Source organism: Aeromonas crassostreae (assembly GCF_054052445.1).
Map to the genome: position 1 here is coordinate 1 of NZ_JBSTYM010000019.1, position 24,963 is coordinate 24,963.

23 protein-coding genes, 9 tRNA genes and 1 pseudogene are annotated in these 24,963 nt (G+C 62.1%); 15 read left to right on the forward strand and 18 right to left on the reverse strand.

Annotated elements, in window-relative coordinates; translation table 11 throughout:
• Positions 1–183 precede the first annotated feature (183 nt).
• The 6 genes from kdsA to hemA all read right to left on the reverse strand — a co-directional run bounded on the left by kdsA (position 184) and on the right by hemA (position 5,903).
• Positions 184–1,038, reverse strand: coding sequence for a 3-deoxy-8-phosphooctulonate synthase (gene kdsA / locus ACW5W4_RS14430; protein WP_427262602.1), 855 nt, complete (start codon positions 1,036–1,038; stop codon positions 184–186).
• Positions 1,039–1,209: 171 nt separating this feature from the next.
• Positions 1,210–2,013, reverse strand: a complete 804-nt coding sequence (locus ACW5W4_RS14435; protein WP_456689841.1) for a SirB1 family protein — start codon at positions 2,011–2,013, stop codon at positions 1,210–1,212.
• An 88-nt stretch (positions 2,014–2,101) separates the two neighbouring features.
• Complete coding sequence (locus ACW5W4_RS14440; protein WP_408792618.1) at positions 2,102–2,485, reverse strand: SirB2 family protein; 384 nt, start codon at positions 2,483–2,485, stop codon at positions 2,102–2,104.
• Positions 2,486–2,568: 83 nt separating this feature from the next.
• Positions 2,569–3,438 (reverse strand): peptide chain release factor N(5)-glutamine methyltransferase, encoded by an 870-nt coding sequence (gene prmC / locus ACW5W4_RS14445; protein WP_427262600.1) that lies wholly within the window; start codon positions 3,436–3,438, stop codon positions 2,569–2,571.
• A 70-nt stretch (positions 3,439–3,508) separates the two neighbouring features.
• Positions 3,509–4,597 carry a peptide chain release factor 1 gene (prfA, locus tag ACW5W4_RS14450; RefSeq protein ID WP_456689842.1) on the reverse strand — a complete coding sequence of 363 codons (1,089 nt, stop codon included), beginning with the start codon at positions 4,595–4,597 and terminating at the stop codon, positions 3,509–3,511.
• A gap of 49 nt (positions 4,598–4,646) precedes the next feature.
• Positions 4,647–5,903, reverse strand: a complete 1,257-nt coding sequence (gene hemA / locus ACW5W4_RS14455; protein WP_456689843.1) for a glutamyl-tRNA reductase — start codon at positions 5,901–5,903, stop codon at positions 4,647–4,649.
• A gap of 129 nt (positions 5,904–6,032) precedes the next feature.
• Here hemA and lolB point away from each other — a divergent pair, with 129 nt between their 5' ends.
• The 14 genes and pseudogenes from lolB (at position 6,033) to ACW5W4_RS14525 (ending at position 12,208) form a co-directional block, all read left to right on the forward strand.
• On the forward strand, positions 6,033–6,611 hold the full coding sequence (gene lolB, locus ACW5W4_RS14460) for a lipoprotein insertase outer membrane protein LolB (RefSeq protein WP_456689844.1): 579 nt from the start codon (positions 6,033–6,035) through the stop codon (positions 6,609–6,611).
• Positions 6,608–7,478, forward strand: a pseudogene (gene ispE / locus ACW5W4_RS14465) (4-(cytidine 5'-diphospho)-2-C-methyl-D-erythritol kinase). Before lolB ends, ispE begins: the two are co-directional and overlap by 4 nt.
• Positions 7,458–7,532: transfer RNA gene (locus ACW5W4_RS14470), tRNA-Gln, on the forward strand. The pseudogene ispE and the gene ACW5W4_RS14470 overlap by 21 nt, the downstream one beginning before the upstream one ends.
• A gap of 219 nt (positions 7,533–7,751) precedes the next feature.
• Positions 7,752–8,699 (forward strand): ribose-phosphate pyrophosphokinase, encoded by a 948-nt coding sequence (locus ACW5W4_RS14475; RefSeq protein ID WP_408792628.1) that lies wholly within the window; start codon positions 7,752–7,754, stop codon positions 8,697–8,699.
• 188 nt (positions 8,700–8,887) lie between these two features.
• Positions 8,888–9,484, forward strand: a complete 597-nt coding sequence (pth, locus tag ACW5W4_RS14480; RefSeq protein ID WP_427262595.1) for an aminoacyl-tRNA hydrolase — start codon at positions 8,888–8,890, stop codon at positions 9,482–9,484.
• 135 nt (positions 9,485–9,619) lie between these two features.
• A complete protein-coding gene (gene ychF, locus ACW5W4_RS14485; protein ID WP_456689845.1) occupies positions 9,620–10,711 on the forward strand; it encodes a redox-regulated ATPase YchF in 1,092 nt (363 codons plus the stop codon).
• A gap of 236 nt (positions 10,712–10,947) precedes the next feature.
• Positions 10,948–11,024, forward strand: a tRNA-Met gene (locus tag ACW5W4_RS14490).
• A 13-nt stretch (positions 11,025–11,037) separates the two neighbouring features.
• Positions 11,038–11,112: transfer RNA gene (locus ACW5W4_RS14495), tRNA-Gln, on the forward strand.
• Positions 11,113–11,263: 151 nt separating this feature from the next.
• Positions 11,264–11,338: transfer RNA gene (locus ACW5W4_RS14500), tRNA-Gln, on the forward strand.
• A gap of 46 nt (positions 11,339–11,384) precedes the next feature.
• A tRNA-Gln gene (locus ACW5W4_RS14505) sits at positions 11,385–11,459 on the forward strand.
• 235 nt (positions 11,460–11,694) lie between these two features.
• Positions 11,695–11,771: transfer RNA gene (locus ACW5W4_RS14510), tRNA-Met, on the forward strand.
• A 12-nt stretch (positions 11,772–11,783) separates the two neighbouring features.
• Positions 11,784–11,858: transfer RNA gene (locus tag ACW5W4_RS14515), tRNA-Gln, on the forward strand.
• 180 nt (positions 11,859–12,038) lie between these two features.
• Positions 12,039–12,115, forward strand: a tRNA-Met gene (locus tag ACW5W4_RS14520).
• 9 nt (positions 12,116–12,124) lie between these two features.
• Positions 12,125–12,208, forward strand: a tRNA-Leu gene (locus ACW5W4_RS14525).
• 132 nt (positions 12,209–12,340) lie between these two features.
• Here ACW5W4_RS14525 and ACW5W4_RS14530 read toward each other — a convergent pair.
• From ACW5W4_RS14530 to rpe, 11 genes are all read right to left on the reverse strand, one after another.
• Entirely contained in the window at positions 12,341–14,173 is a 1,833-nt protein-coding gene (locus ACW5W4_RS14530) for an SLC13 family permease (RefSeq protein ID WP_456689846.1), read from the reverse strand.
• A gap of 448 nt (positions 14,174–14,621) precedes the next feature.
• Positions 14,622–14,882, reverse strand: coding sequence for a hypothetical protein (locus tag ACW5W4_RS14535; RefSeq protein ID WP_456689847.1), 261 nt, complete (start codon positions 14,880–14,882; stop codon positions 14,622–14,624).
• Between the two features lie 181 nt (positions 14,883–15,063).
• Positions 15,064–15,861 (reverse strand): DUF1338 domain-containing protein, encoded by a 798-nt coding sequence (locus tag ACW5W4_RS14540; RefSeq protein WP_427263518.1) that lies wholly within the window; start codon positions 15,859–15,861, stop codon positions 15,064–15,066.
• A gap of 197 nt (positions 15,862–16,058) precedes the next feature.
• A complete protein-coding gene (astD, locus tag ACW5W4_RS14545) occupies positions 16,059–17,528 on the reverse strand; it encodes a succinylglutamate-semialdehyde dehydrogenase (RefSeq protein ID WP_456689848.1) in 1,470 nt (489 codons plus the stop codon).
• A 90-nt stretch (positions 17,529–17,618) separates the two neighbouring features.
• Positions 17,619–18,638, reverse strand: a complete 1,020-nt coding sequence (gene astA, locus ACW5W4_RS14550; protein WP_456689849.1) for an arginine N-succinyltransferase — start codon at positions 18,636–18,638, stop codon at positions 17,619–17,621.
• 76 nt (positions 18,639–18,714) lie between these two features.
• Positions 18,715–19,932: an aspartate aminotransferase family protein gene (locus ACW5W4_RS14555; protein WP_456689850.1), complete on the reverse strand. Its 1,218-nt coding sequence runs from the start codon at positions 19,930–19,932 to the stop codon at positions 18,715–18,717.
• Between the two features lie 473 nt (positions 19,933–20,405).
• Positions 20,406–20,987 (reverse strand): aminodeoxychorismate synthase component II, encoded by a 582-nt coding sequence (locus ACW5W4_RS14560; protein WP_456689851.1) that lies wholly within the window; start codon positions 20,985–20,987, stop codon positions 20,406–20,408.
• Positions 20,988–21,001: 14 nt separating this feature from the next.
• On the reverse strand, positions 21,002–21,217 hold the full coding sequence (locus ACW5W4_RS14565) for a hypothetical protein (protein WP_427263001.1): 216 nt from the start codon (positions 21,215–21,217) through the stop codon (positions 21,002–21,004).
• A gap of 122 nt (positions 21,218–21,339) precedes the next feature.
• On the reverse strand, positions 21,340–22,344 hold the full coding sequence (gene trpS / locus ACW5W4_RS14570; RefSeq protein WP_408792639.1) for a tryptophan--tRNA ligase: 1,005 nt from the start codon (positions 22,342–22,344) through the stop codon (positions 21,340–21,342).
• A gap of 18 nt (positions 22,345–22,362) precedes the next feature.
• Entirely contained in the window at positions 22,363–23,028 is a 666-nt protein-coding gene (locus ACW5W4_RS14575) for a phosphoglycolate phosphatase (protein ID WP_456689852.1), read from the reverse strand.
• Positions 23,018–23,689, reverse strand: coding sequence for a ribulose-phosphate 3-epimerase (gene rpe / locus ACW5W4_RS14580; protein ID WP_456689853.1), 672 nt, complete (start codon positions 23,687–23,689; stop codon positions 23,018–23,020). Before rpe ends, ACW5W4_RS14575 begins: the two co-directional genes overlap by 11 nt.
• Positions 23,690–23,879: 190 nt before the next feature.
• Between rpe and ACW5W4_RS14585 the strand changes: the two genes are divergently transcribed.
• On the forward strand, positions 23,880–24,071 hold the full coding sequence (locus ACW5W4_RS14585) for a DUF2970 domain-containing protein (RefSeq protein WP_041993102.1): 192 nt from the start codon (positions 23,880–23,882) through the stop codon (positions 24,069–24,071).
• Positions 24,072–24,083: 12 nt separating this feature from the next.
• On the opposite strand, the gene ACW5W4_RS14590 is transcribed toward ACW5W4_RS14585, so the two are convergent.
• On the reverse strand, positions 24,084–24,959 hold the full coding sequence (locus ACW5W4_RS14590; protein ID WP_456689854.1) for a Dam family site-specific DNA-(adenine-N6)-methyltransferase: 876 nt from the start codon (positions 24,957–24,959) through the stop codon (positions 24,084–24,086).
• Between the last annotated feature and the right edge of the window lie 4 nt (positions 24,960–24,963).

The following is a 24,963-nucleotide window of genomic DNA, read 5'->3' on the forward strand; positions in this document are numbered from 1 at the left end:
CCCGCTGCGTGAAGCCAAGACCACAGAAGTACAGTGTGAAAAAAGCCAATAAAAACAATGCCAGTCAGCCTTAACTGACTGGCATTAGCCCGCACGGGCCGTTTTTTGTGGGTCATGCCGGCGCCGATACGACAAGGCCCCGCATCGCGAGGCCTTGTTCGTTTGTCGTGACGACCGTCGCTATCAGGCGGAGGTATCCAGTGGCTCGAAGCCCTTGATGAGATCGTCGATGGCCTTCATCTGCTTGAGGAAGCCTTCCAGCTTGTCCAGGGGCAGGGCGCTCGGGCCGTCGCAACGGGCCACCTTGGGATCTGGGTGGGACTCAATAAACAGACCCGCCAGGCCCACCGCCATACCGGCACGGGCCAGCTCGGTCACCTGGTCACGGCGACCACCGGAGGCGGCCCCCAGGGGATCGCGGCACTGCAATGAGTGGGTCACGTCGAAGATGACGGGGTAGCCGCCTGTACTCTTCTTCATCACCCCCAGCCCCAGCATGTCTACCACCAGGTTGTCGTAGCCGAAGTTGGCGCCGCGCTCGCACAGGATCAATTGATCGTTGCCGCACTCCTCGAACTTGTCGGTGATGTTCTTCATCTGGCTTGGGCTGAGGAACTGCGGCTTCTTGATGTTGATGACGTTGCCGGTGCGGGCCATGGCCTCCACCAGATCGGTCTGGCGCGCCAGGAAGGCGGGCAGCTGGATGACGTCCACCACCTCCGCCACCGGCTTGGCCTGATGCACTTCGTGCAGATCGGAGATGACCGGCATGCCGAAGGTGCGTTTAAGCTCCTCGAAGATCTTCATCCCCTCTTCCAGGCCCGGGCCGCGGTAGGAGTGGATGGAGGAGCGATTCGCCTTGTCCCAGCTCGCCTTGAACACGAAGGGGATGCCGAGCTTGCTGGTCACTTCCACGTACTTCTCGCACACCGCCATCGCCATGTCGCGGGATTCCAGCACGTTCATGCCGCCAAACAGCACGAAGGGCTTGTCATTGGCGACATCGATCTGGTTGATCTTGATATTCTTCTGTTCCATCTCAGGCATCCTTAAGTGAGGCTCGGGGCTCGATATGCTTCTGTTTCACTTCCCAGGCACCCTTAACGTGAAGAGGCTCGGGGCTTGATATGCTTCTGTTTCACTGCCCAGGCATCCTTAGGTGAAGAGGCTTGGGGCTTGATGTTCTTCTGTTGCACTTCCCAGGCCGCCTCAATGAAGAGGCTTGGGGCTGAGATCCAGGGCGGCCAGCTGCATCTTGAGCACGTCGGCCACCGGATCGTCCGGGCACTGTTCAATGAAGTATTCGAAGTCGTCGGCGGCAAAGCGCGGGCAATCCAGCTGCTCGTAGATGAAGCCCCGATCCCGCGTCTCCTGGGGATCCCCCGGTTTCATGCGCAGCAGCAGTTCGCTGGCGCGCAGCGCCTCCGTCATGCGGTTCTCCCGCAGCAGGGCCGCCTTGTTGACGTTGAGCAGCCGCTCGATGATCTCCCACTGGCCCGAGGGCTGCAGGTCATCCTGGCTCAGGGTCGCCAGGTTGCCGAGGGCGCCCCGCAGCAGCGACTCGATGCGGGCCAGGCTCAGCACCTCGCCGTTGAAGGGATCGACATAGACCTCCCCCTCGTCGCCGGCGAAGCTCACCAGGAAGTAGCCGGGGAAGCAGATCCCCTCCACGTCGAGGCCGATGCGCCGCCCGAGCTGGATCAGCAGTATGCCGAGGCTGACCGGGATCCCCTGGCGCCCCGTCAGGACGGCGGCCAGATCGCTGTTGGTGGAGGAGAAGAAATCCTGCCAGTCGCCGTGAAAGCCCAGGCCCTGGTAGAACCCCTGGAGCAGCTGGCTGCGCACCTCGTCCGCCGTGCCCTCATGGATGGAGTCGTTAAGCCACTCATCCAGCAACTCCAGTTCCCGCAGGGCCTCTTCGGTGTCGCGCTGATAGATATCCTCGCTGACACTCAGGGCCAGCAGCGCCAGATCCTGAGCCTCGAAATCGGTCCACTCATCGATGCGAAACATCAGACTCCCCCGGGCGAAGCAGGCCGCCACAGACATTCAAGGTAAAACCGGCCGCACGGCGCCGATGGCTTGCTGACATCCTCACTCCTCACGCAAACAGGCTGGCATGTTTGAACAGGGCCAGCTTGACCACGAAATAGAGCCAGCCCAGGGAGCCCAGGAAGGCGAACCAGCGGATCAGATTGCCCCGGGCCAGGCGCAGGGCCATCAGCCCCAGGAAGGCCACCACCAGGATGGCCACCAGCTTCTCGCTGAGCCAGGGCACGGCGTTGTTGAGGGGGTTGAGATCCAGCACCATGCACAATAGCACTCCGCTGATCACCACCAGGCCGTTGCACCAGCCGCTCACTTGCAGGGTGCGCGGGCTGCGCGCCAGAGGAGATCCGGTCTGCTGCCAGTAAAAACGCAGGATAAACATCAGCACGGCGGCGGCGATCAGCAGCAGGTGCAGATGCTTGATGGCAAAATACATCACAAAACCTCAATTGACTCGTTGCGGCGCGCCGGCCGGTTGGCCCGCTCACCGCGAATGGGGTAAAGGGTAAAAGAGAACCCCTATCCTTTAAATGGCGCGGGATCGGGCTCAGCCGCCACGCCGGGCCGGCATCCCAGGGTCACCCGCTCGTTGTCCCCGTAGTCACGCACTGTCGCAACCTGCTGATAACCCTGGTCTAGCAGCAGGCGACGTACCGCCTCCCCCTGCTCCCAGCCGTGTTCCAGCAAGAGCCAGCCCCCCGGCAGCAGATGGTCGGGGGCCTGCGCCACTATCTGGCGCAGGTCAGCCAGCCCCTGCTCGTCGGCCACCAGGGCCGAGCGTGGCTCGAAACGCACATCCCCCTGGGCCAGATGCTGATCCTCCCCGTCGATGTAGGGGGGATTGGAGACGATCATCGCAAAGGGCGGCGCATCAGACAGGGGCGCAAACCAGCTCCCCTCGCGCACCTCGATGGGTAGCCCCAGGGCGGCGCTGTTGGCGCGGGCCAGAGCGGCGGCGTCCGGCATCCGATCCACCGCCCAGATATCGGCATCGGGGCGCTCGGACTTGAGCGCCAGCGCGATGGCGCCGGTGCCGGTGCCCAGATCCAGCAGGGCACAGGGGCCGGCCGGCAGGCGTGCCAGCGCCTGCTCCACCAGCAGTTCGGTGTCCGGACGCGGGATCAGGGTGGCCGGGCTCACTTTCAACGGCAGGGACCAGAACTCCCGCTCGCCGATGAGATGGGCGATGGGCTCGCCAGCGAGACGGCGATCAAGCCAGGCTTGCAGAGTGGCCTGCTGGGCGGCATCGAGCTCGCGCTCGGGCCAGGTCATCAGGTAGCTGCGCCGACACCCCAGCAGATGACAGAGCAGGGCATCGGCATCGGCGCGGGGGGATTCCCCGGAGGCCAGGGTCGCCATGATGTGGGCGCGGGCCTGCTGGATCTGCATCAGTGGCGCTCCCGTCCGCTCGCCATGGCGAACGCCGCCAGCGAGCCTCCTTGCATCGGCACTGTGCTCATCAGCCGTTATCCGCCAGGGAGGCGAGCTGATCCGCCTGATACTCCTGCACCAGGGGGGTGATGACGCAATCCAGATCCCCTTCGAGGATTTCACCGAGGCGATAGAGGGTGAGGTTGATGCGGTGCTCGGAGAGGCGGCCCTGGGGATAGTTGTAGGTACGGATGCGCTCGGAGCGATCCCCCGAGCCCACCAGGTTGCGACGGGTGCTCTGCTCGGCGGCGCGGTGGCGCTCGTCCTCGGCCGCCTGCAGGCGGGCGGAGAGCACGGACATCGCCTTGGCGCGGTTCTTGTGCTGGGAGCGCTCATCCTGGCACTCCACCACCAGGCCGGTGGGCAGGTGGGTGATACGAATGGCGGAGTCGGTCTTGTTGACGTGCTGACCACCGGCCCCGGAGGCGCGGAAGGTATCTATCTTCAAGTCCGAAGCATTGATCTCGATCTGCTCGGCTTCCGGTACTTCCGGCAGCACGGCGACGGTGCAGGCGGAGGTGTGGACCCGGCCCTGGGATTCGGTCTCCGGCACCCGCTGCACCCGGTGGCCGCCGGACTCGAACTTGAGGCGACCGTAGACGTGCTCGCCGTCCACCTTGGCGATCACCTCCTTGTAGCCGCCATGCTCGCCGTCGTTGCAGCTGACGATGGAGACGCGCCAGCCCTGGCGCTCGGCATAGCGGGAATACATGCGAAACAGATCCCCTGCGAAGATGGCCGCCTCGTCGCCACCGGCGCCGGCGCGGATCTCCAGGTAGCAGTTGTTGTCATCCCGAGGATCCCGGGGCAGCAGCATCACCTGCAGCGCCTGCTCCTGCTCCTCCAGGCTGGCCTTGACCAGGGGCAGCTCCTCCTGCGCCATCTCGCGCAGCTCGGCATCGTCCTCCTCCAGCATCAGCCTGGTGGTCTCGAGATCCTCTTCGGCCTGGCGAAAGCGCTGGAAGGCGTGAACGATATCTTCCAACTGGGCATATTCCCGGGTCAGGGCACGGTATCTGTCCTGATCCGAGGCGACCCCGGGTTCGCCGAGCAGGGCCTGTACTTCTTCATGGCGCTCGATGAGGCCTTCCAGCTTTCTGATCAGTGACGGGTTCATGGTTTCCGGTATCTCAATGGTGACGGGGCCGCGGCGGGCCCGGACAAGGTTATTCGGCGGACAGGCCAAGGATCTGGCGCAGCTGACCCAGCTGCTCCCGATCGCCACTGGCGCCGGCCTGGCGCAGGGCCTGGGTCGGGGCATGGATCAGCTTGTTGGTGAGCCTGTGGCTCAAAGCGCGGGCGGCCGCCTCCGGGGACTCGCCCTGTGCCAGGGCTTGCAGGGTGCGAGCCAGCTCCTCTTCGGCATACTGCTGGGCCTGGGCACGGTAATCGCGAATGAGGTCGACCGCATGGAGCGAGCGGTACCAGCCCATGAAGTCGTCCCGCTCTTCCTGCACGATGAGCTCGGCCTCGGCGGCCGCCCGTTTGCGAGTCTCCAGGTTCTGTTCGATGATCCCCTGCAGATCATCCACCGTGTAGAGGTAGGCATCGGAGAGATCGTCCACCTCGGCCTCGATGTCCCGCGGCACCGCTATGTCCACCAGAAACATGGGCCTGAAACGGCGCGCCTTCAGCGCCCGCTCCACCATGCCCTTGCCGATGATGGGCAAGGGGCTGGCGGTGGAGCTGATGACGATGTCCGCCTCGTGCAGGTAATCGGGGATCTCTTCGAGCGTCATCACCTGGGCGCCAAACTCCTCGGCCAGGGCATGGGCCCGTTGCAGGGTGCGGTTGGCCACCATCATCTGGCGCACGTTCTGCTCGCGCAGATGGCGGGCCACCAGTTCTATGGTCTCGCCGGCGCCCACCAGCAGCACCTTGGTCTGGGAGAGATCCGAGAAGATGCGCCGGGCCAGGCTGACCGCGGCGAAGGCCACCGACACGGCGCTGGCGCCGATCTCGGTGTCGGTGCGCACTCTTTTCGCCACCGAGAAGGACTTCTGGAACAGACGCTCCAGCGAGCCCTTGAGCACCTCGGCCTGCTGGGCATGGGCGTAGGACTGCTTGATCTGCCCCAGGATCTGCGGCTCCCCCAGCACCAGGGAGTCGAGGCCGCAGGCGACCCGCATCAGGTGGCGCACCGCCTCCTCGTCGTGATGGCGATAGAGGGCGCCCTGCACCTCGCTGGCATCCAGGCCGTGGTAGCGCTGCAGCCACTGGGTGACCTGATCGTCATGGCCCTGCTCCAGGGCGCAATAGAGCTCGGTGCGGTTGCAGGTGGAGACGATCACCGCCTCGTGCACCCCGGGCTGCGCAGCCAACTCCCGCAAGGCGTGGTCGATGCAATCGGGGCCAAAGGCGACCCGTTCCCGCAAGGCGACACTGGCGGTGTTGTGGTTGATTCCGAGGGCAAGCAGACTCATGAGTGGGCGCTGATCGTTTCTTGGGCACAGGGTGTATAAGGCCGCCAATTGTACGAGAAAGGGTAAGGCTTTAAAAGCAATACGGCCGCCCCGTATACTGTGCCAAATCACCATGTTGGGAGCCCAACCTTGTTCTTGCGACTTTTGCCCCTGCTCGGCCTGCTGCTGCTCGCCGGTTGCACCACCACCTCCCCCCAGCGCCAGCAAGTGGATTGGCAGCAGGAGCGCGCCCGCCTCGAGCGACTCGACCACTGGCAGCTGTCGGGCAAGATGGCCATCATCAGCGCCCAGCAGAGGGGCAGCGCCCGCCTCAACTGGCAGCAAGATGGCGAGGATTATCGCCTCAACCTCACCAGCCTCATCGGCACCAGCATACTGGAGCTCTCCCGCAGCCAGGGCCGGATCAGCCTGACTGACAACGAGGGGCGCCAGCACCACAGCCAGGATGCCGAGGCGCTCATCTTCCAGCTCACCGGCTGGCACCTGCCCATCGCCGGCCTGCCGGACTGGATAAAAGGGCTGCCCGGCAAGGCGGACTACCGCCTCAACCCCGACAACAGCCTGGCGAGCGTGCGCGATGGCCAGTGGCAGATAAGCTACCAGGAGTACCGGGATCAGGACGGCTACCGCCTGCCCCACCTGCTCACCATGACGGGGCCCCAGAGCCGCCTCAAACTGCAGATCAACGAGTGGGCCCTGCAACCATGACCCAGCTGCGCTGGCCCGCCCCGGCCAAACTCAATCTCTTCCTGCACATCAACGGCCGCCGCCCCGACGGCTATCACGAGTTGCAGACCCTGTTCATCTTCCTCGACCAGGGCGACTGGCTCGAATTCGAGCCCCTGCCGGACACGGACCAGCTCACCCTGAGCCCGGCCATCCCTGGGGTACCCGATGAGCAGAATCTCATCATCCGCGCCGCCCGCCTGCTGCAAGCCAGATTGCCGCGCCCCCAGGGAGCCCATATCCGGCTGGAGAAGATCCTGCCCATGGGGGGCGGCATCGGAGGGGGTTCATCTGACGCCGCCACCACCCTGGTGGCCTTGAATCACCTCTGGCAGGCGGGGCTCACCCAGGATGAGCTGGCCGAGCTAGGTGTCAGTCTGGGGGCCGATGTGCCGGTGTTCGTGCGCGGTCGCGCCGCCTTTGCCGAAGGCGTGGGAGAGCAGTTGCAGCCGGTCACTCTGCCGCAGCACTGGTATCTGGTGATCAAGCCGGAGTGCCATGTCAGCACGGCGGCCGTGTTTCAGGATCCCGAACTGCCCAGAAATACCCCTAAATTGACATTGCAGGGGTTGCTGGCTGGAGAATGGAAAAACGATTGCGAGCCCCTGGTGAAAAAGCGCCACCCCGAGGTTGCCAATGCGCTCGGCTGGTTGCTAGAATACGCGCCGTCAAGAATGACGGGCACAGGAGCCTGCGTCTTTGCTCAGTTTGAAGACGAAGTGAGTGCTCGAAAGGTGTTGGCCAAGGTACCGAAAGCGTGGGGAGGGTTTGTCGCCAAGGGCGAGAACATATCACCACTCTTCGTGACATTGCAACAGGCTCAATGATTGGGGTATCGCCAAGCGGTAAGGCAGCGGGTTTTGATCTCGCCATTCCTAGGTTCGAATCCTAGTACCCCAGCCATCATTGCAGTACGGGAAGTGTAACCGAAGGCAGACTCCCGTCATGGCTTCGACCCCCTCTCCTCTGCTATAAGGTCTGTGCATCGTTCACTCGGTTGGCCTGCCGGTCCGGGTCCCTGGCCCCTGCCCCGTCAGCTTGCTAAATCGTTTGCTAGCGAACGATTATGGGTCCGATAACGGACTCACCCACATACTGGATGCAACCCCGAGGTTTCAAACCGTGCCTGACATGAAGCTGTTTGCTGGTAACGCAACGCCGGAACTAGCCCAGAAGATCGCAGATCGCCTGTTTATCAAACTCGGCAATGCTGCCGTAGGTCGCTTTAGCGACGGCGAAATCAGCGTACAGATCAATGAGAATGTACGTGGTGGCGATATCTTCATCATTCAATCCACCTGTGCCCCGACCAACGACAATTTGATGGAATTGATCGTGATGGTGGATGCCCTGCGTCGTGCTTCAGCTGGCCGTATCACTGCTGTCATTCCCTACTTTGGCTATGCCCGCCAGGACCGTCGCGTCCGCTCCGCCCGTGTGCCCATCACCGCCAAGGTCGTCGCAGACTTCCTCTCCAGCGTGGGTGTGGATCGCGTGCTGACCGTTGACCTGCATGCCGAACAGATCCAGGGCTTCTTCGATGTCCCGGTCGACAACGTGTTCGGCAGCCCGGTGCTGCTGGAAGACATGAAGTCCAAAAACCTCGAATCCCCCGTGGTCGTCTCCCCGGACATCGGCGGCGTGGTCCGTGCCCGCGCCATCGCCAAGCTGCTGGATGACACCGACATCGCCATCATCGACAAGCGTCGTCCCCGTCCGAACGTCTCCCAGGTCATGCACCTGATCGGTGACGTCGCCGACCGCGACTGCATCATAGTCGACGACATGATCGATACCGGCGGCACCCTGTGCAAGGCCGCCGAAGCGCTGAAAGAGCGCGGCGCCAAGCGGGTGTTTGCCTACGCGACCCACCCGGTCTTCTCCGGCACCGCCGTCGAGAACATCAAGAACTCCGTCATCGACGAGCTGATCATCACCGACTCCATCCCGCTCACCCCGGAGATGAAGGCCGTTGGCAAGGTCAAGCAGCTGACCCTCTCTACCGTGCTGGCCGAGGCTATCCGCCGCATCAGCAACGAAGAGTCCATCTCTGCCATGTTCGAGCATTGATGCCGGCTCGCCAGCTTGCTGGCAGGCCAGATCAGAAAAACCGCCCCCGTGGCGGTTTTTCTCTTTTCCGGGGCTGTGGGCACGGCGGGACGGCATTGGTTGAGTGATCGCCACTCGGCGGCTAGAATATTGCGTCCCATTGCCCCGGGCCATCCGCTCATGGCAAGTAGCGAGTGAAGACATCAAGCGTGACAACTCAAATCAAACTGATCGTCGGGCTGGGCAACCCCGGCGCCGAGTATGCCAAGACCCGCCACAATGCGGGTGCCTGGTATGTCGAGCAGCTGGCCCGCTGGCACAATGTCAGCCTGCGTGAAGAGCCCAAGTTTTATGGCCACACCGCCCGTATCCTGGTGGAGGGGCAGGACGTTCGCCTGCTCATTCCGAACACCTACATGAATCTCTCCGGCAAGGCGGTGGCCGCACTGGCCCGCTTCTACCAGATAGAGCCACAAGAGATGCTGGTGGCCCACGATGAGCTGGATCTGCCCCCCGGCATCGCCAAGTTCAAGCAGGGTGGCGGCCATGGCGGCCACAACGGCCTCAAGGACATCATCGCCAAGATGGGCAACAACAAGGAGTTCTTCCGGTTGCGGCTCGGCATTGGCCACCCCGGTGCCAAGGAGCTGGTCGCCGGCTTCGTGCTGACCAAGGCGCCCAGCAGCGAACAGAGCCTGATCGATGCCGCGCTGGACGAAGCCCTGCGCGCCACCGACATCCTGTTCAAGCAAGACATGACCAAGGCCATGAACCGCCTGCACAGCTTCAAGGCCGAGAAAGCCTGATCCGGCACGCCGGATGGGCCATCACGAGCAAGATATGACCAAGGTCGGGCACCACGAAGTGGCGCCAGGCCGAGAAAGCATGACACGGGTCGCCCGGGCGGCCTCACAGCATCCACCAAGTTAAGGTAACTATCCATGGGTTTTAAATGCGGTATCGTGGGCCTGCCCAATGTAGGCAAATCCACCCTGTTCAATGCGCTGACCAAGGCCGGCATCGAAGCCGCCAACTTCCCGTTCTGCACCATTGAGCCCAACACGGGTGTGGTCCCCATGCCGGATCCCCGCCTCGATCAGCTGGCGGCCATCATCAACCCCCAGCGCGTGGTGCCGACCACCATGGAGTTCGTGGACATCGCCGGCCTGGTGGCAGGCGCCTCCAAGGGTGAGGGTCTGGGCAACCAGTTCCTGGCCAACATCCGCGAGACCGAGGCCATCGGCCACGTGGTGCGCTGCTTCGAAGACGAGAACATCGTCCACGTCGCCGGCAAGGTCTCCCCGGCCGATGACATCGAGGTGATCAACACCGAGCTGGCCCTGTCGGATCTGGATGCCTGCGAGCGCGCCATCCATCGCCAGTCCAAGCGCGCCAAGGGCGGTGACAAGGATGCCAAGCTGGAAGTGGAGACGCTTGAAAAGATTAAAGCCGCTCTGGAAGATGGCAAGATGATCCGTGGTCTGGACCTCTCCAAGGAGGAGCTGGCCGCCGTTGCCCACCTCAACTTCCTGACCCTCAAACCCACCATGTATATCGCCAACGTGGCGGAAGACGGCTTTGACAACAACCCCTTCCTCGACAAGGTGCGCGAGATCGCCGCCGCCGAGAATGCCGTGGTGGTCGTGGTCTGCTGCGCCATCGAGGCGGACATCGCCGAGCTGGATGACGCCGATCGCGCCGAGTTCATGGCGGATCTGGGCATAGAGGAGCCGGGCCTGAACCGGGTGATCCGCTCCGGCTACGAGCTGCTGAGTCTGCAGACCTATTTCACCGCCGGGGTGAAGGAAGTGCGGGCCTGGACCATCCCGGTCGGTGCCACGGCGCCACAGGCGGCTGGCAAGATCCACACCGACTTCGAAAAAGGCTTTATTCGCGCGCAAACCATAGCGTTTGACGACTTTATCACCTACAAGGGTGAGCAAGGCGCGAAGGAAGCGGGCAAGATGCGCGCAGAAGGCAAGGACTATATCGTCAAGGATGGCGATATCATGAACTTCCTGTTCAACGTCTAACCCCATGACAGGCCAGCATTTGCTGGCCTGTTTTTTAAGGGGGAGCAGCGGTTCGCTCAAGGCTCCCTGAGCTTAAAAAAGTCAGATTGTTGGGCTTTTGCGCGACAGAGCGCAATATCTGGCCAAACGCACCCAAATTCGGTTTTTCTCACAAAAAAAGGGTTGACGCCCCAAAGCCAGATACGCATAATTCGGGCCGCACAGTGACGAGGCAACGAGGCACTGGACGCAAGGTTGGCTATGTAGCTCAGTTGGTTAGAGCATCGCACTCATAATGCGAGGGTCACAGGTTCGAATCCCGTCATAGCCACCATTCATCTTGCAGTTGGGGTATCGCCAAGCGGTAAGGCAGCGGGTTTTGATCTCGCCATTCCTAGGTTCGAATCCTAGTACCCCAGCCATTATTCTTAGTTATCGACGCTCATTTGTCGGTAACCAGTTGTGGAAATGTTGAGAGGTTTTTATCTCGTCAATGTGCCTAGGTCCCAATCCTAGTACCACAGCCATTTTTGAAAGCGACTTGCCAGTCCAACGACTGTTGAGAAGCGCTGTTGGGGCATCGCCAAGCGGTAAGGCAGCGGGTTTTGATCTCGCCATACCTAGGTTCGAATCCTAGTGCCCCAGCCATTTTATAAAGTTCCTTGCCGGTCTGATGATCGTTGAGGAGCACTGTTGGGGTATCGCCAAGCGGTAAGGCAGCGGGTTTTGATCTCGCCATCCCTAGGTTCGAATCCTAGTACCCCAGCCATTATTTTCCGTCATCGACGCTGTTGGTGACTCGCTGTGGCAAGCGTGAGAGCTTCTGCTCTCGTCAACGTGCCTAGGTTCAATTCCTAGTAGCCCAGCCATTATTTCCCGTCATCGACGCTGTTGGTGACTCGCTGTGGCAAACGTGAGAGATATTGCTCTCGTCAACGTGCCTAGGTTCGAATCCTGATGCCGCAGCTGTTTTTCCTTGTACACGACCATATCGCATACAAGACGGCTATGTAGCTCAGTTGGTTAGAGCATCGCACTCATAATGCGAGGGTCACAGGTTCGAATCCCGTCATAGCCACCATTATTGTTCTGTTGGGGTATCGCCAAGCGGTAAGGCAGCGGGTTTTGATCTCGCCATCCCTAGGTTCGAATCCTAGTACCCCAGCCATTATTTTTATCATCGGCTTGACCGGTGACGTAAGGCAGTGTGGTAAGCGTGAGAGGTTTTGCTCTCGTCAACGTACCTAGGTCCGCATTCTAGTACCACAGCCATTTTTACCCGTCGTTGACATGAAGATGTCGATGACACACGAACAGGGCCGCTGGCCCTGTTTGTTTAGACATCCAAGGCTATGTAGCTCAGTTGGTTAGAGCATCGCACTCATAATGCGAGGGTCACAGGTTCGAATCCCGTCATAGCCACCATATTGTTTTGCGGAAGTGGCGAAATTGGTAGACGCACCAGATTTAGGTTCTGGCGCCCTAGGCGTGAGAGTTCGAGTCTCTCCTTCCGCACCATCAATCGCAGTACCAAACAGACCAGCTCAGGCTGGTTTTTTTGTGTCCGTTTTTCCCCGCCTCCCCCGGCCAACCCATCACCATTGGCCATGAAAAAGCGGCCCAGGGGCCGCTCGTCTCTCATCTCAGGGGTCAGAACGGGAACAGCCAGGGAATGGTCAACACGCTCACCACCATCACCAGCAGGGTGAAGGGCACGCCGATACGCACGAAGTCGATGAAGCCGTACTCGCCGGGCCCCAGCACCAGGGTATTGACCGGCGAGGAGACGGGGGTCATGAAGGCCGCCGAGGCCGCGATGGCAATGGTCATGGCGAAGGGATAGGGCGAGACGCCCATCTGCTGGGCGGCACCGATGGCGATGGGCGCCATCAAGACGGCGGTGGCCGTGTTGGAGATGAACAGACCGGTCAGGGCCGTCAGGGCGAACAGGCTGGCCAGCATCACCCGCGGCCCCATCTCCCCGACCAGGGCCATCAGGCCCCCGACAATCAGGTCCACCCCGCCGGTCTTTTGCAGGGCCAGGGCGAAGGGCAGCATGCCGACGATGAGGATCAGGGTCGGCCAGTGAATGGACTTGTAGGCGCTCTCGAGATCGATACAGCGAAACTGGCCCATCAGCAGGCAGGCGATCAGTGCCGCCACCACATTGGGCACGGGATCCGTCACCATCAGCAGCACCATGATCCCCAACGAGAGCAGCGCATAGGCCGCCTGGCTGCGCGCCGGGGCCATCTCGTCCACCTCGGCCGGCAGACCCAGCAGCAGGAAATCGCGGTGATGGCTGTGCAGCTGACGGATGAGGCTCCAGTTGCCCGCCAGCAGCAACCTGTCTCCCAGCTGCAGCGGCTCGTCCACCAGGCGCCCGGCCAGGGCTTCGCCATTGCGCCTGATTCCCACCACGCTCAAGCCATACTGATTGCGAAACGCCGTCTCCCGCAGGCTCTTGCCGAGCAGGCTGGATTCGGGGATGAGCGACACCTCGGCCAGCCCCACCTCCCGCGCCTGATCCGAGAAGTAATCGCCCCGCAGTATCATGGGCTCGAGCATGGCCTCGCTGCAGAACGTTCGGATATCCACCTCGGGATCCGCCATGTCGATGAGCAGCACGTCCCGCGCCTGAAACTCCGAGATCCCGGAAACGCTCACCATGACCCGCCGAAACTTGCGCCAGCGCTCCACCCCTATGATGTTGGCGCCGTAGCGGGCCCGCAGTTGCAAGGCATCCAGGGTATGGCCTATCAGGGGCGACCCCGGCCGGATCGCCAGTCGCCGCGCCCGCCCGGTCAGGCGATAATCGCGGATGAGATCCCGCAGCGTGCTGCGCCTGCTCCCCTTGCTGCGTCCCGGTTGGACGTCCCTGGCCAGGGAGCCGCGCACCAGCAGCATGTAAGCGATGCCGAGCAACAGAATGAGCAGGCCCATGGGGCTGAAGCTGAAGAAGCCAAAGCCCGGGATGCCATGGCGCACCAGCTCGCTGTTGACCACCATGTTGGGAGGCGTTGCCACCAGGGTCATCATGCCGCTGATGAGGCCGGCGAAGCCGAGCGGCATCATGAGCCGTCCCGCCGGGATCCCCATGCGGTTAGCGACGCTGAGTACCACAGGGATGAAGATCGCCACCACCCCGGTCGAGCTCATCACGGCGCCGAGCCCGGCCACCGCCACCATCAGCAACACCAGCAAGCGGATCTCGCTGTTGCCCGCCACCTTCACCAGGGCATCGCCCACCTGATAGGCGATGCCGGTGCGCACCAGCCCCTCCCCCACCACGAACAGGGCGGCGATCAGGATGACGCTGGGATCACTGAAACCGGCCAGCGCCTCGGTCAGGGTCAGGGTGCCACTCAGCACGAACAGGATAAGCACCAGCAGCGCCGTCACATCCATGCGCACCCGGTTGCTGACAAACAGGTAGATGGCCCCCAGCAGCAGGCAGAGTACCCAGATCAACTCACCATTCAACGCCCTCTCCTCCCCTTCTCGCAGTCCCGGATAACAGTGGACTCTATCAGAACACAGTCACGGCATCAGCGTCTTGTGACATATCAATAAAGCGTCCTCGACGCCGCAGGCAGCGTCACGGCTCAGGGGAGGCAATAACGTACCGACGGTCACTGTGCCAGGATGGCGGCGCCTGCACAGGGTCGAGGGGAAAGGCGATGAGATGGGGCCGGCATACCACAGCCAGTCTCTGGGTCGGGGATGGGCAACAGGACAGCAGGACAGCAGGGCAGCGCCCCGATCAGGGGGTGGTGCACATCGCCATGGCAGCCAGGCCAGGTGTCTAGGCTGCTCCATGGCTGGCCCGGCATGAAGATGAGGGGGGACATGGTGGGGCGCAGAGGTGCCGGAGTGCCACGCTACTCTGGCCGCAATACGATGTCCCACCCCGAATGGGAGTTGGGCTACCCTAGTCTGCCGTCACATCCTCCTCTTCTTCCCGATCCTCCCTGCCTTGGATTGGTCTCTCCGGCAGTGCAAAACCCTGCTCGGCCATGCAGCTCTCAAACGCGCTATCCCCCGGTTTGCCACTCTCCCTGCAGCTGTCCAAGGCCGCCTTCATCTCGGCCGACATCTCGCGAGGAGGCTTGGGCGGGGTGCGACTGTCCTGATCGGCCGCCATGGCGGTGCAGGCAACGAGGGATAACAACAGGGGCAAAACAATCTTCATGGCATGACTCCGTGCAATGTGTGACATCCGCCGCGAAGGGCTGTGATGACCCGGCAGATCGGGCGATTCATGCTAGCGAAGAATCCAGGGGATGAGGGTCAAGGCGGGGTAAAAGGAGTGTTGGTACAACGTAAAAACAGCAGGCAGGCCCCATGCGGTGCCTGCCTGCCACCAACACCCCTTACATGGCGTTGGTGGATTCGAAGATCTTGTCGGCGGAGGCCTCGACAAAACCCGGGTAGAGGCTGCCGTCAGCCTGGGGATAGCGCAGGGCAAACTCGTAGAAGCAGCTCGGGATCTGCGCCACGCCATCGCTGAAGGGCACATTTGCCTTGTCCGCCATGGTGGAGGATTGCTCCAGCATCACCTGGGGATCCCCCTTCACCTCGCCGCCGGCAGTATTGAGCACGAAGCCAGCCGCCTTCAGGGCCTCATTGACCGACTGTATGGTGTCATAGCCGGCCAGGCGGTTGATGCTGACGGTGAAATGGTTGGCACGATAACCCCAGGCCGCCATCCAGGCCGCATACTCGCTCTCGGCGAGCAGGGTCTGGTAATCGCTGCCGGAAACCTGCCAGGGCGCGCCCGCATAGAGGAAGGCGCTGGTATCGGTCAGGTGGGTCGGCACCTGGGCAACCAGCTTGTGGATGATGGCCTGGGCAGCATCCGAGAGCTCCTCCACCTTCAACTCGCTGATGAACACCTTGGGCGCGTCCGGATCGGCATGCTCGAAGTGCTTCGCGTAGAGCTTCTTCGCCTTGAACACATACTCGTCCTTCTCCTCGTAGCCCAGGGCACGGAAGTGGGCGGCCAGCGTCTCAAGGCCCACCTGGGGCAGGTTGAAGGTGCGAAATGCCACGTGGTCGTTGACGATGGGCTCACCGCCCCCCAGCAGTTGGTGGACCTTGAGGGCACTCGGGGTGACTTGAATGTAGTTATCCCACAGATGACCGAACAGGGTTTCGATATCCTTTTGCATCTCTCTTTCCTTTGCTCGCGGGTACAGACAAGGGCACCCGTCTGGTGCCCTTTTCGTTGTTGTTATCAGCCATGCGGATCAGCGGAGGGCAGCTCCGCCATGGCGGCCTTGCGCTCTTTGACCGAGGCGACCGGGGAGATGATGCAGCCTGCGGCGGCGTTGGCCCTCTCCTGCTGCATCAATCACCTCAGTCTCGATTAGAAGGTCAGACCGGGGGAGAGCTGCTCCGGCATGGCGGCCTTGCTGTCTTCGACGGAGGCCACTGGATACGCACAGTAGTCGGCAGCGTAGTAGGCGCTCGCCCTGTGGTTGCCGGAGGCGCCGATGCCGCCGAAGGGCGCGGCGCTGGAGGCGCCGGTGATGGGCTTGTTCCAGTTGACGATGCCGGCACGGATCCGCTTGAAGAAGTGCTGCCAGTCCGCCTCGTTGTCGCCCAGCAGGCCGGCGGAGAGGCCGAAGCTGGTGGCATTCGCCTTCTCGATGGCGGCATCGAAGTCGTCGTAGCGAATGAGCTGCAGCAGCGGACCGAAGTACTCTTCATCTGGCAGGGCCGCGACTGCCGTCACGTCGATGATGCCCGGGGAGACGAAACCGGTGCCCGCTTCCAGATGCTTGAGGCTGAGCAGACTCTCGCCACCGAGGCGCTGCAGGTTGGCCTGGGCCTCGACCATGCCGAGCGCCGCCTTCTCGCTGATCATGGCCCCCATAAAGGGCTGATCGGCGGCGTCATAGAGGCCGACCTTGATCTGGCCGACCACCTCCACCAGTCGCTTGACCAGGGCATCGCCGCGCTCGCCGCGCTCCACGAACAGACGACGGGAGCAGGTGCAGCGCTGACCGGAGGTGATAAAGGCGGATTGCACTATCGCGTGCACCGCGCCGTCGATGTCGCTCACGTCTTTTACGATGAGCGGGTTGTTGCCACCCATCTCCAGGGCCAGGATCTTGCCCGGCTGGCCGGCGAACTGCTGGTGCAGGAAGTGGCCGGTACGGGACGAGCCGGTGAAAAAGAGACCGTCGATGTCCGGATTGCCCGCCAGGGCCTTGCCGGTCTCCACCTCCCCCTGCACCAGGTTGATGACGCCGGCGGGCAGGCCCGCTTCCTGCCACACCTTGAGCATGGCCTCGGCCACCATGGGGGTCAGCTCGGAGGGTTTGAACACCACGGTATTGCCGGCGATGATAGCGGGCACTATGTGGCCGTTGGGCAGGTGGCCCGGGAAGTTGTAGGGGCCGAACACGGCCACCACGCCATGGGGCTTGTGGCGCACGAAGGCCTTGGCACCCGGCATGGGGTTTTCCACCGTGCCGGTGCGCTCGTCATGGGCCCGGATGGAGATGGCGATCTTGCCCTGCATGGCGGCGACCTCGGTGCGGGTCTCCCACAGCGGCTTGCCGGTTTCCCGGGCGATGGTGAGCGCCAGGGCTTCCTTGTGTTCCCCAAGCAGGTCGGCGTAGCGGCGCACTATGGCCAGACGATCCTCGAGGGCCAGATCGGACCAATGGTAGAAGGCGGCGCGGGCCGCCTTGACGGCGGCATCCACCTGGGCCTGGCTCGCCGCCTGCCCCTGCCAGATCACTTCGTTCTTGGCCGGATCCCGTGACTCGAATCCCTTGCCCTCGCCCGCCAGCCAGTGGCCATTAATCAGCTGTACTAATTCGCTCATTGCATATCCTTGTTGCTTGCGTTGCCTGGCGTCCGAGCCTGCGGCCGCCCAGTCGTCATGTTCGCGGGAAGGGGCATCCCCTCCCCCTTGTCAGTCCAGATCCACGACCCGCACCAGATCGCCATTCTCCACCTTGAGGGCGGCGGCCATCTTGGGCGGCACTATGGCCTCCTGCTTGTCCAGATCGACCCGGATATTGCCAAGGCAGGCCCGATACTGTTCGAAGCGGGTGTTGCACAGCAGATAGGTGCGGCCCCCCAGAGGCTCTCCTACCACCACGGTCAGGCGCTTGCTGCGGCGTATGGTGCGGATGTTGTTCACGTCGCATTCGACGGTGGGGCCGGCATCGAAGATATCCACATAACCGCGGTTCACGAAGCCTTCGTCCTGCAGCATCTTGATGGCGGGGCGAGTCTTCTCATGGGTCTTGCCGATGACGGCCCGCGCCTCATTGCTGAGCAGATTGACGTAGATGGGGTACTTGGGCATCAACTCGGCGATGAAGCGCTTCTTGCCGATCCCGGTGAGATAGTCGACGGTGGGAAAATCCATCGAGAAGAAGTGCTTTTGCAGCCACTCGTAAAACGGGCTGTGGCCATTGGCATCGGAGACGCCGCGCATCTCGGCGAAGACGGTCTTGTCAAACAGCTCCGGGTGCTCGGCCATGAACAGGAAGCGGTGCTTGGAGAGCAGTCGGCCATTGAGCCCCTCGCGGGCACATTCGCGCAAAAACAGGGTACAGAGCTCGGAATTGCCGGTGTAGTCGTTGGACAGGGTCAGCGTCTCGACCACGTTGTAGATGCCGAGCTTGGGGGAAGAGTGGACGACCTTGCCGATGTGATAGTTGTAAAACGGCTGGGACAGGCCCACGGCCGCGTCGATGGCACAGGTGCCGACCATGTCCCCGCTTTCCAGATCCTCGGCCACGAAGAAATAGAGGCAGTCGCCCTTTCCCGCGGGTTTGTCCGAAAAGGTCTGGGTGGAGGCATCGATCTTGCGCTGCAGCAGCTCATCATTGACCGGCAAGGAGGTCATGCCGGTACCGGATTCGATGGCACAGGTCTTGAGTCCGGCAAAATCTTTCTGTTCGATGGGACGAATTAACAACATAGATGACAACTCCCTTTCATTGACGACAGGTGGGGTCCCGGCTCCTGCCGGGAGTGGCCCCCACCTCAATTCGGGATCAGGCGTTAACGACCTGAGCCACGGCCAGCTCGAAGCGAGCCAGCCCTTCCTTGATGTCCGCTTCCGGGATCACCAGGGAGGGAGCAAAACGCACCACATTGGTACCGGCCACCAGGGCCATCAGCCCCTGATCGATGGAGGCCAGCAGGAAGTCACGGGAGCGGCCTTTGAAGTCATCGTTGAGCACGGCGCCCAGCAGCAGGCCCTGGCCACGGACTTCGCTGAAGCAGTGGTACTTGGCGTTGATGGCGTCGAGCCCGGCACGGAACAGGGCTTCGCGCTGCTTGATGCCGCTGAGCACTTCCGGGGTATTGACCACATCCAGCACGGCCTCGGCCACGGCGCAGGCCAGCGGGTTGCCGCCGTAGGTGGAGCCGTGAGTCCCCACTTTCAGGTGAGCCGCGATCTCCGTGGTGGTCAGCATGGCACCGATGGGGAAGCCGCCGCCGAGCGCCTTGGCGCTGGTGAGGATATCCGGGGTGACCCCCAGGCCCATGTAGGCAAACAGCTCGCCGGTACGGCCGACCCCGGATTGCACCTCGTCATAGACCAGCAGGGCATTGTGCTTGTCGCACAGCTCGCGCACCCCTTTGGCAAACTCGTCGGTGGGACGAATGATGCCACCCTCCCCTTGCAGCGGCTCCATCACCACGGCGCAGGTATTGTCGGAGATGACGGCGGCCAGCTCGGCCAGATCGTTGTAGGTGACATGGGTGATGTCGGCCGGCTTGGGACCGAAACCGTCGGAGTAGGCCGCCTGGCCGCCGACGCTGACGGTGAAGAAGGTGCGGCCATGGAAGCCCTGATGGAAGGCGATGATCTGGGTCTTGTGCTCACCGAACTTGTCGATGGCATAGCGGCGAGCCAGCTTGAGGGCCGCTTCGTTCGCCTCGGCGCCGGAGTTGCAGAAATAGACCTTCTCGGCGAAGGTGGCGGCGACCAGCTTCTTGGCCAGGCGCAGGGCCGGCTCGTTGGTCATCACGTTGGAGAGGTGCCACAACTTCTCGCCCTGGGTTTTCAGAGCCTCGACCAGCTTGGGATGGCAATGGCCCAGGCCATTGACCGCGATACCGCCGGCGAAATCCACATACTCGCGCCCTTCCTGATCCCAGACACGTGACCCTTCACCACGCACCGGGATGATCTTGGCGGGCGCATAGTTGGGAACCATGACTTCATCAAACACTTCACGTGTCACTGCCAACAACTCTGACATACTTGCTCTCCTTCCAGATGGCGACAGAATAATCCACCGCCTAAAAGTTAAATCCGTGTAAACGTGACGGGATTATCACAGAAAAAAAGTAAAAAGTCTGTAACCTGACGACCTACGAGGAACAATGTTCGATTGCTCATGAGATTTTAGGCAGCCCCATTGCATAACGGCTCAGAGGGTGTTGGCAAGAGATAATTTGGGCAGGAAGCGGGGTGAATAAAGTGTCAGGGAAAATTTTTTCGGCGACATATGAAAAACGAGAGTCAGATCACGACTTTCGGCCGAAATGGGGTGAAATCCCCCCGGGATCCCGGGGACAGAGAGCCAAAAAACCTAGTCGAATGAAGCCCTTTCTCCATGACCATTTCGACCGTTGCGCCCAGGGGCGGCCTCGTCCGAACGGGAGCAGAGCGCCGGCCGCTCCACTCGGTGGATTATCCGGCTAAAGGGAGAAACGGAGCAGAAAATAGGGCTCAGCGCCGGGACAGGAAGTTGGCCAACAGCTCGTGGCCCTGCTCGCTCAGTATGCTCTCGGGATGAAACTGCACCCCTTCCACCGCCAGCGTCCTGTGGCGCAGCCCCATGATCTCGTCGAACGAACCATCGGCGTGCTCGCTCCAGGCGGTCACCGCCAGGCAATCAGGCAGGGTGTCGCGCCGGACCACCAGGGAGTGGTAGCGGGTCACCCGCAGCGGATCCTGCAATCCGGCAAAGAGCCCCTCCCCCCCATGGCGGATCAGGGAGGTCTTGCCATGCATCACTCGGCGGGCACGCACCACCTCGGCGCCAAACGCCTGGGCCAGGGACTGGTGGCCGAGGCAGACCCCGAGGATGGGGATCCGGCCGGCGAAATGGGCGATAGCGACCAGCGAGATGCCTGCCTCATTGGGGGTGCAGGGGCCGGGGGAGATCACCAGGTGATCGGGGGCCATGGCCTCGATGTCGGCCAGGGTCAGTTCATCGTTGCGCTTGACCACGACCTCCTGTCCCAGGGAGCCGAAATACTGCACCAGGTTCCAGGTAAAGGAGTCGTAGTTGTCGATCAGTAACAGCATGGGCAGCGGGAAGCTTAGCGGTCCAGGTAGCGGCCCTGTTCCATCTCCCGCTCCCGTTGGCACTCGGCGAGGTAGATGGCGGCGACGATGGCGGGGGTGGCATGGTGCCGGTCGATGGCGTTGGAGACCATCAGTTGCAGGGTATTGAGGTTCTTGGCCTTGCGGAACTTGCGCAGCCAGTGGCCCTTGTCACCCAACTCTTCAATGGCGGTTTTTTCTTCGGTCAACATGTTCACTCTTGGGACTCAAGGTCCACTCAAATCAGGATCCGGAGATCGCTCATAGCGGCGGGCAAAACAAAGAAAGCCAGGTCGATACCCGGCTTCCTACGGTGTCACCACAATCCGATATATCAGGCTCTTGGAACGAAGCCGACCACATCATATACGCTGGCCAGGGTTTTTTCAGCCCTTTCCCTGGCCTTTTCTGCGCCGGCGGCGAGAATGGCCTTCAGGTGGGACTCATCCTGACGCAGCGCGTGGAAGCGGGCCTGCAGCGGCTCGAGCAGGGCGACCACGGCCTCGGCGGTCTCCGTCTTCAGATGACCATACATCTTGCCTTCGAAGTGCTGTTCCAGCTCAGGAATGGTGCGACCGGTCACACCGGACATCAGGGTCAGCAGGTTGGACACCCCGGGCTTGTTCACCGGATCGAAACGCACCACGGCGGGATCGTCGGAGTCGGTGACGGCACGCTTGATCTTCTTGACGATCTGCTTGGGATCTTCCAGCAGGCCGATGAAGTTCGCCTCGTTGTCGTCGGACTTGGACATCTTCTTGGTGGGATCCTGCAGGCTCATCACCCGGGCACCCTCTTCGGGAATGAAGGGCTCCGGCAGGGTGAACACCTCCCCGTGCAGGTTGTTGAAGCGGGTGCAGATGTCGCGGGTCAGCTCCAGGTGCTGCTTCTGATCGTTGCCGACCGGTACCTGATTGGCTTGGTAGAGCAGGATATCCGCCGCCATCAGCACGGGGTAACCAAACAGGCCGACGTTGACGTTGTTCTCAAAGCGCGCCGACTTGTCCTTGAACTGGGTCATGCGCGACAGCTCGCCCATCTGGGTGTAGCAGTTGAGGATCCAGCCGAGCTCGGCGTGCTGGGGCACGTGGGACTGGATGAAGACGGTGCTCTTGGCCGGATCGACCCCCACCGCCAGATAGAGGGCGGCGGCATCGAGACACGCCTTGCGCAGGGCCGCCGGATCCTGGCGGGTGGTGATGGCGTGCAGGTCGACGATGCAGTACAGGCAATCGAAGTCATCCTGCATCTTGACCCATTGGCGCAGGGCGCCCATGTAGTTGCCTATGGTGAGTTGGCCGGAGGGCTGGGCGCCGCTCAGTACGATTGGTTTAGCCATGGAGAGGAGTCCTTGTTCTTATTCGGCCAGCAGGGCGTCGAGTTCACAGAAGCGCTCGCACACCCAGTCAGGGTTGGAGTCGGCGATGGGGCGGCCATAGTTGTAACCGTAAGTGAGACCCACCACCTTCATGCTGGCGGCCTGGGCGGCCAGCACATCATTCTCGGAGTCGCCCACCATCAGGGTGCGGGAGGGCTTTACCCCCAGTTCGTGGCAAGCGTGCAGCAGCGGCTCTGGCCTGGGTTTCTTCTCGGGCAGGCAGTTGCCCCCGAGCCAGAGCGCGAAGCAGTCGCCGATGCCGAGGGCATCGAGAATGGGCGCCACGAAGTGGCTGGGCTTGTTGGTCACCACCGCCTGCTGGTAACCCAGGCGTTGCAGGCGACGCAGGCTCTGCTCCACCCCCTCATACATGGCCAGCCCTTCCAGCAGGCAGGCCTGGTAGTGGCGATCAAACAGGGGACGCGCCCGCTCAAACAGCTCGTCGCCGTCGCGATACGCCAGGGCGCGGCTGATAAGCTTGTCGGCGCCATTGCCGACCCAGGTACGCACCACGGCCTCATCGACCTCGGCCAGTCCCAGGTCGGCGAGGGTGCGATTGACCGCCAGTGCCAACTGGGCGGCGCTGTCAATCAGGGTGCCGTCCAGATCGAACAGCACCAGATCGAAGGGACGTTCAACGGACATGGGCCAGCTCCGCCCGCATCTGGTCGATCACCGCCTTGTAGTCCGGCTGGCTGAAGATGGCAGAGCCCGCCACGAACATGTCGGCACCGGCCTTGGCGATCTCGCGGATGTTGTCCACCTTGACGCCGCCGTCGATTTCGAGGCGAATGTCACGGCCGCTCTCGTCGATCAGGCGACGCACCTGACGCAGCTTGTCGAGGGTGCCGGGGATGAAGCTCTGACCACCAAAGCCCGGGTTGACCGACATCAGCAGGATCACGTCCAGCTTGTCCATCACGTACTCGAGGCAGGTGAGCGGGGTGGCCGGGTTGAGCACCAGACCGGCCTGGCAACCCTGCTCCTTGATGAGACCCAGGGTACGATCCACGTGATCGGAGGCTTCCGGGTGGAAGGTGATGAGGTTGGCACCCGCCTTGGCGAAATCGGGCACGATGCGATCCACCGGCTTGACCATGAGGTGCACGTCTATCATCGCCTCGATGCCGAAGTCGCGCAGCGCCTGACAGACCATGGGGCCTATGGTCAGGTTGGGCACATAGTGGTTGTCCATCACATCGAAATGCACCACGTCGGCCCCGGCGGCCAGCACCTTGGCAACATCGTCACCCAGGCGGGCGAAGTCGGCGGAGAGGATCGAGGGGGCTATCAGAAAGTCTTTCATCACGTCATCCATTGGCAGCTAGGCGAAAAGCGGCGCAATTTTACCCCAAAGCGGGCCAGGAAACGAGGCCGATCACCGCCTCTCCCCGCCCGAAGACGCGGGAGCGAACCTGCCGGGCAGACCAGAGACGGGGAATGCAGGGGAGGAAGCGGCCAAAGCTGGCTAGGCTGATAACCATCAGGAGGCCCTCATGAACCAACGACTCTCCCTATGGCATACCCTCACCAGCACCCTGGCGGCCCTGTTTGGCGTGCAATCCCAGCGCAACCGCCAGCGGGACTTTGCCGGCGGCTCGCCCCTTCTGTTCATCCTGATGGGGCTGCTGCTTATCGCCGCCCTGGTCGGCAGCCTCTGGTTGCTGGTGAGCTGGGTACTGGGATGAGGCAGGCCTTGCTCAGGCGCTCGCCTCGCTCTCGATCAGATCTCCGGGATACCAGCCCTGCTCGGGGGCGATGCCGGGTGGATAGAGCGCCAGCAGCTCGGCCACCTTGTTGCGGGTGCCGCCATTGCGGCTGATGGTGCGCTTGACCAGGATCTCGTCGAGCCTGGCGCCGCGATACAGCTCGCGGGTCAGCTCGATGTCGTGGTTGCTGATGAGCACGGGCACCCCCTTCTCGGCGGCCGTATGGCGGGCCAGCCGGGCCAGGATCGCCTGATCGTCCAGGGTGAAGCCCCCGGCGGAATAGGTGGTGAAGCTGGCGGTGGTGGAGAGGGGAGCATAGGGGGGATCGCAGTAGATCACCCAATCCGGCTCCGCCCGCTTGATGGCGTCGGCATAGCTCTCACAGATGAAGGTGGCTTTTTGCGCCTTCTCGGCGAAGGCCCACAGCTCCTTCTCGGGGAAGTAGGGCTTCTTGTAAGAACCGAATGGCACGTTGAAGCCGCCCTTCTTGTTGTAGCGGCACAGGCCATTGAAGCCATGGCGATTCAGGAACAGGAACAGCAGGGAGCGATCGAAGCTGCCCTCTGCCTGATTGAACTGGGTACGCAGCCGGTAGTAAGCCGCCTTGTGGTTGTTGTCGGCCACGAACAGCTTGCGCGCCTCGGCGATCAGCCGATCCGGCTTCTGCTTGAGATGGTTGTAGAGCGCAATCAGATCCGGATTGATGTCATTGAGCACATAGGCGTCATAGTCGGTGTTGAGAAACACGGATCCGGCGCCGACGAAGGGTTCAAGCAACACACGCCCTGCTGGCAACCGCTCGGCAATCTCTTCCACCAGGGAGTATTTTCCCCCGGCCCATTTTAAAAAAGCGCGTGTTTTCTTCATGGAA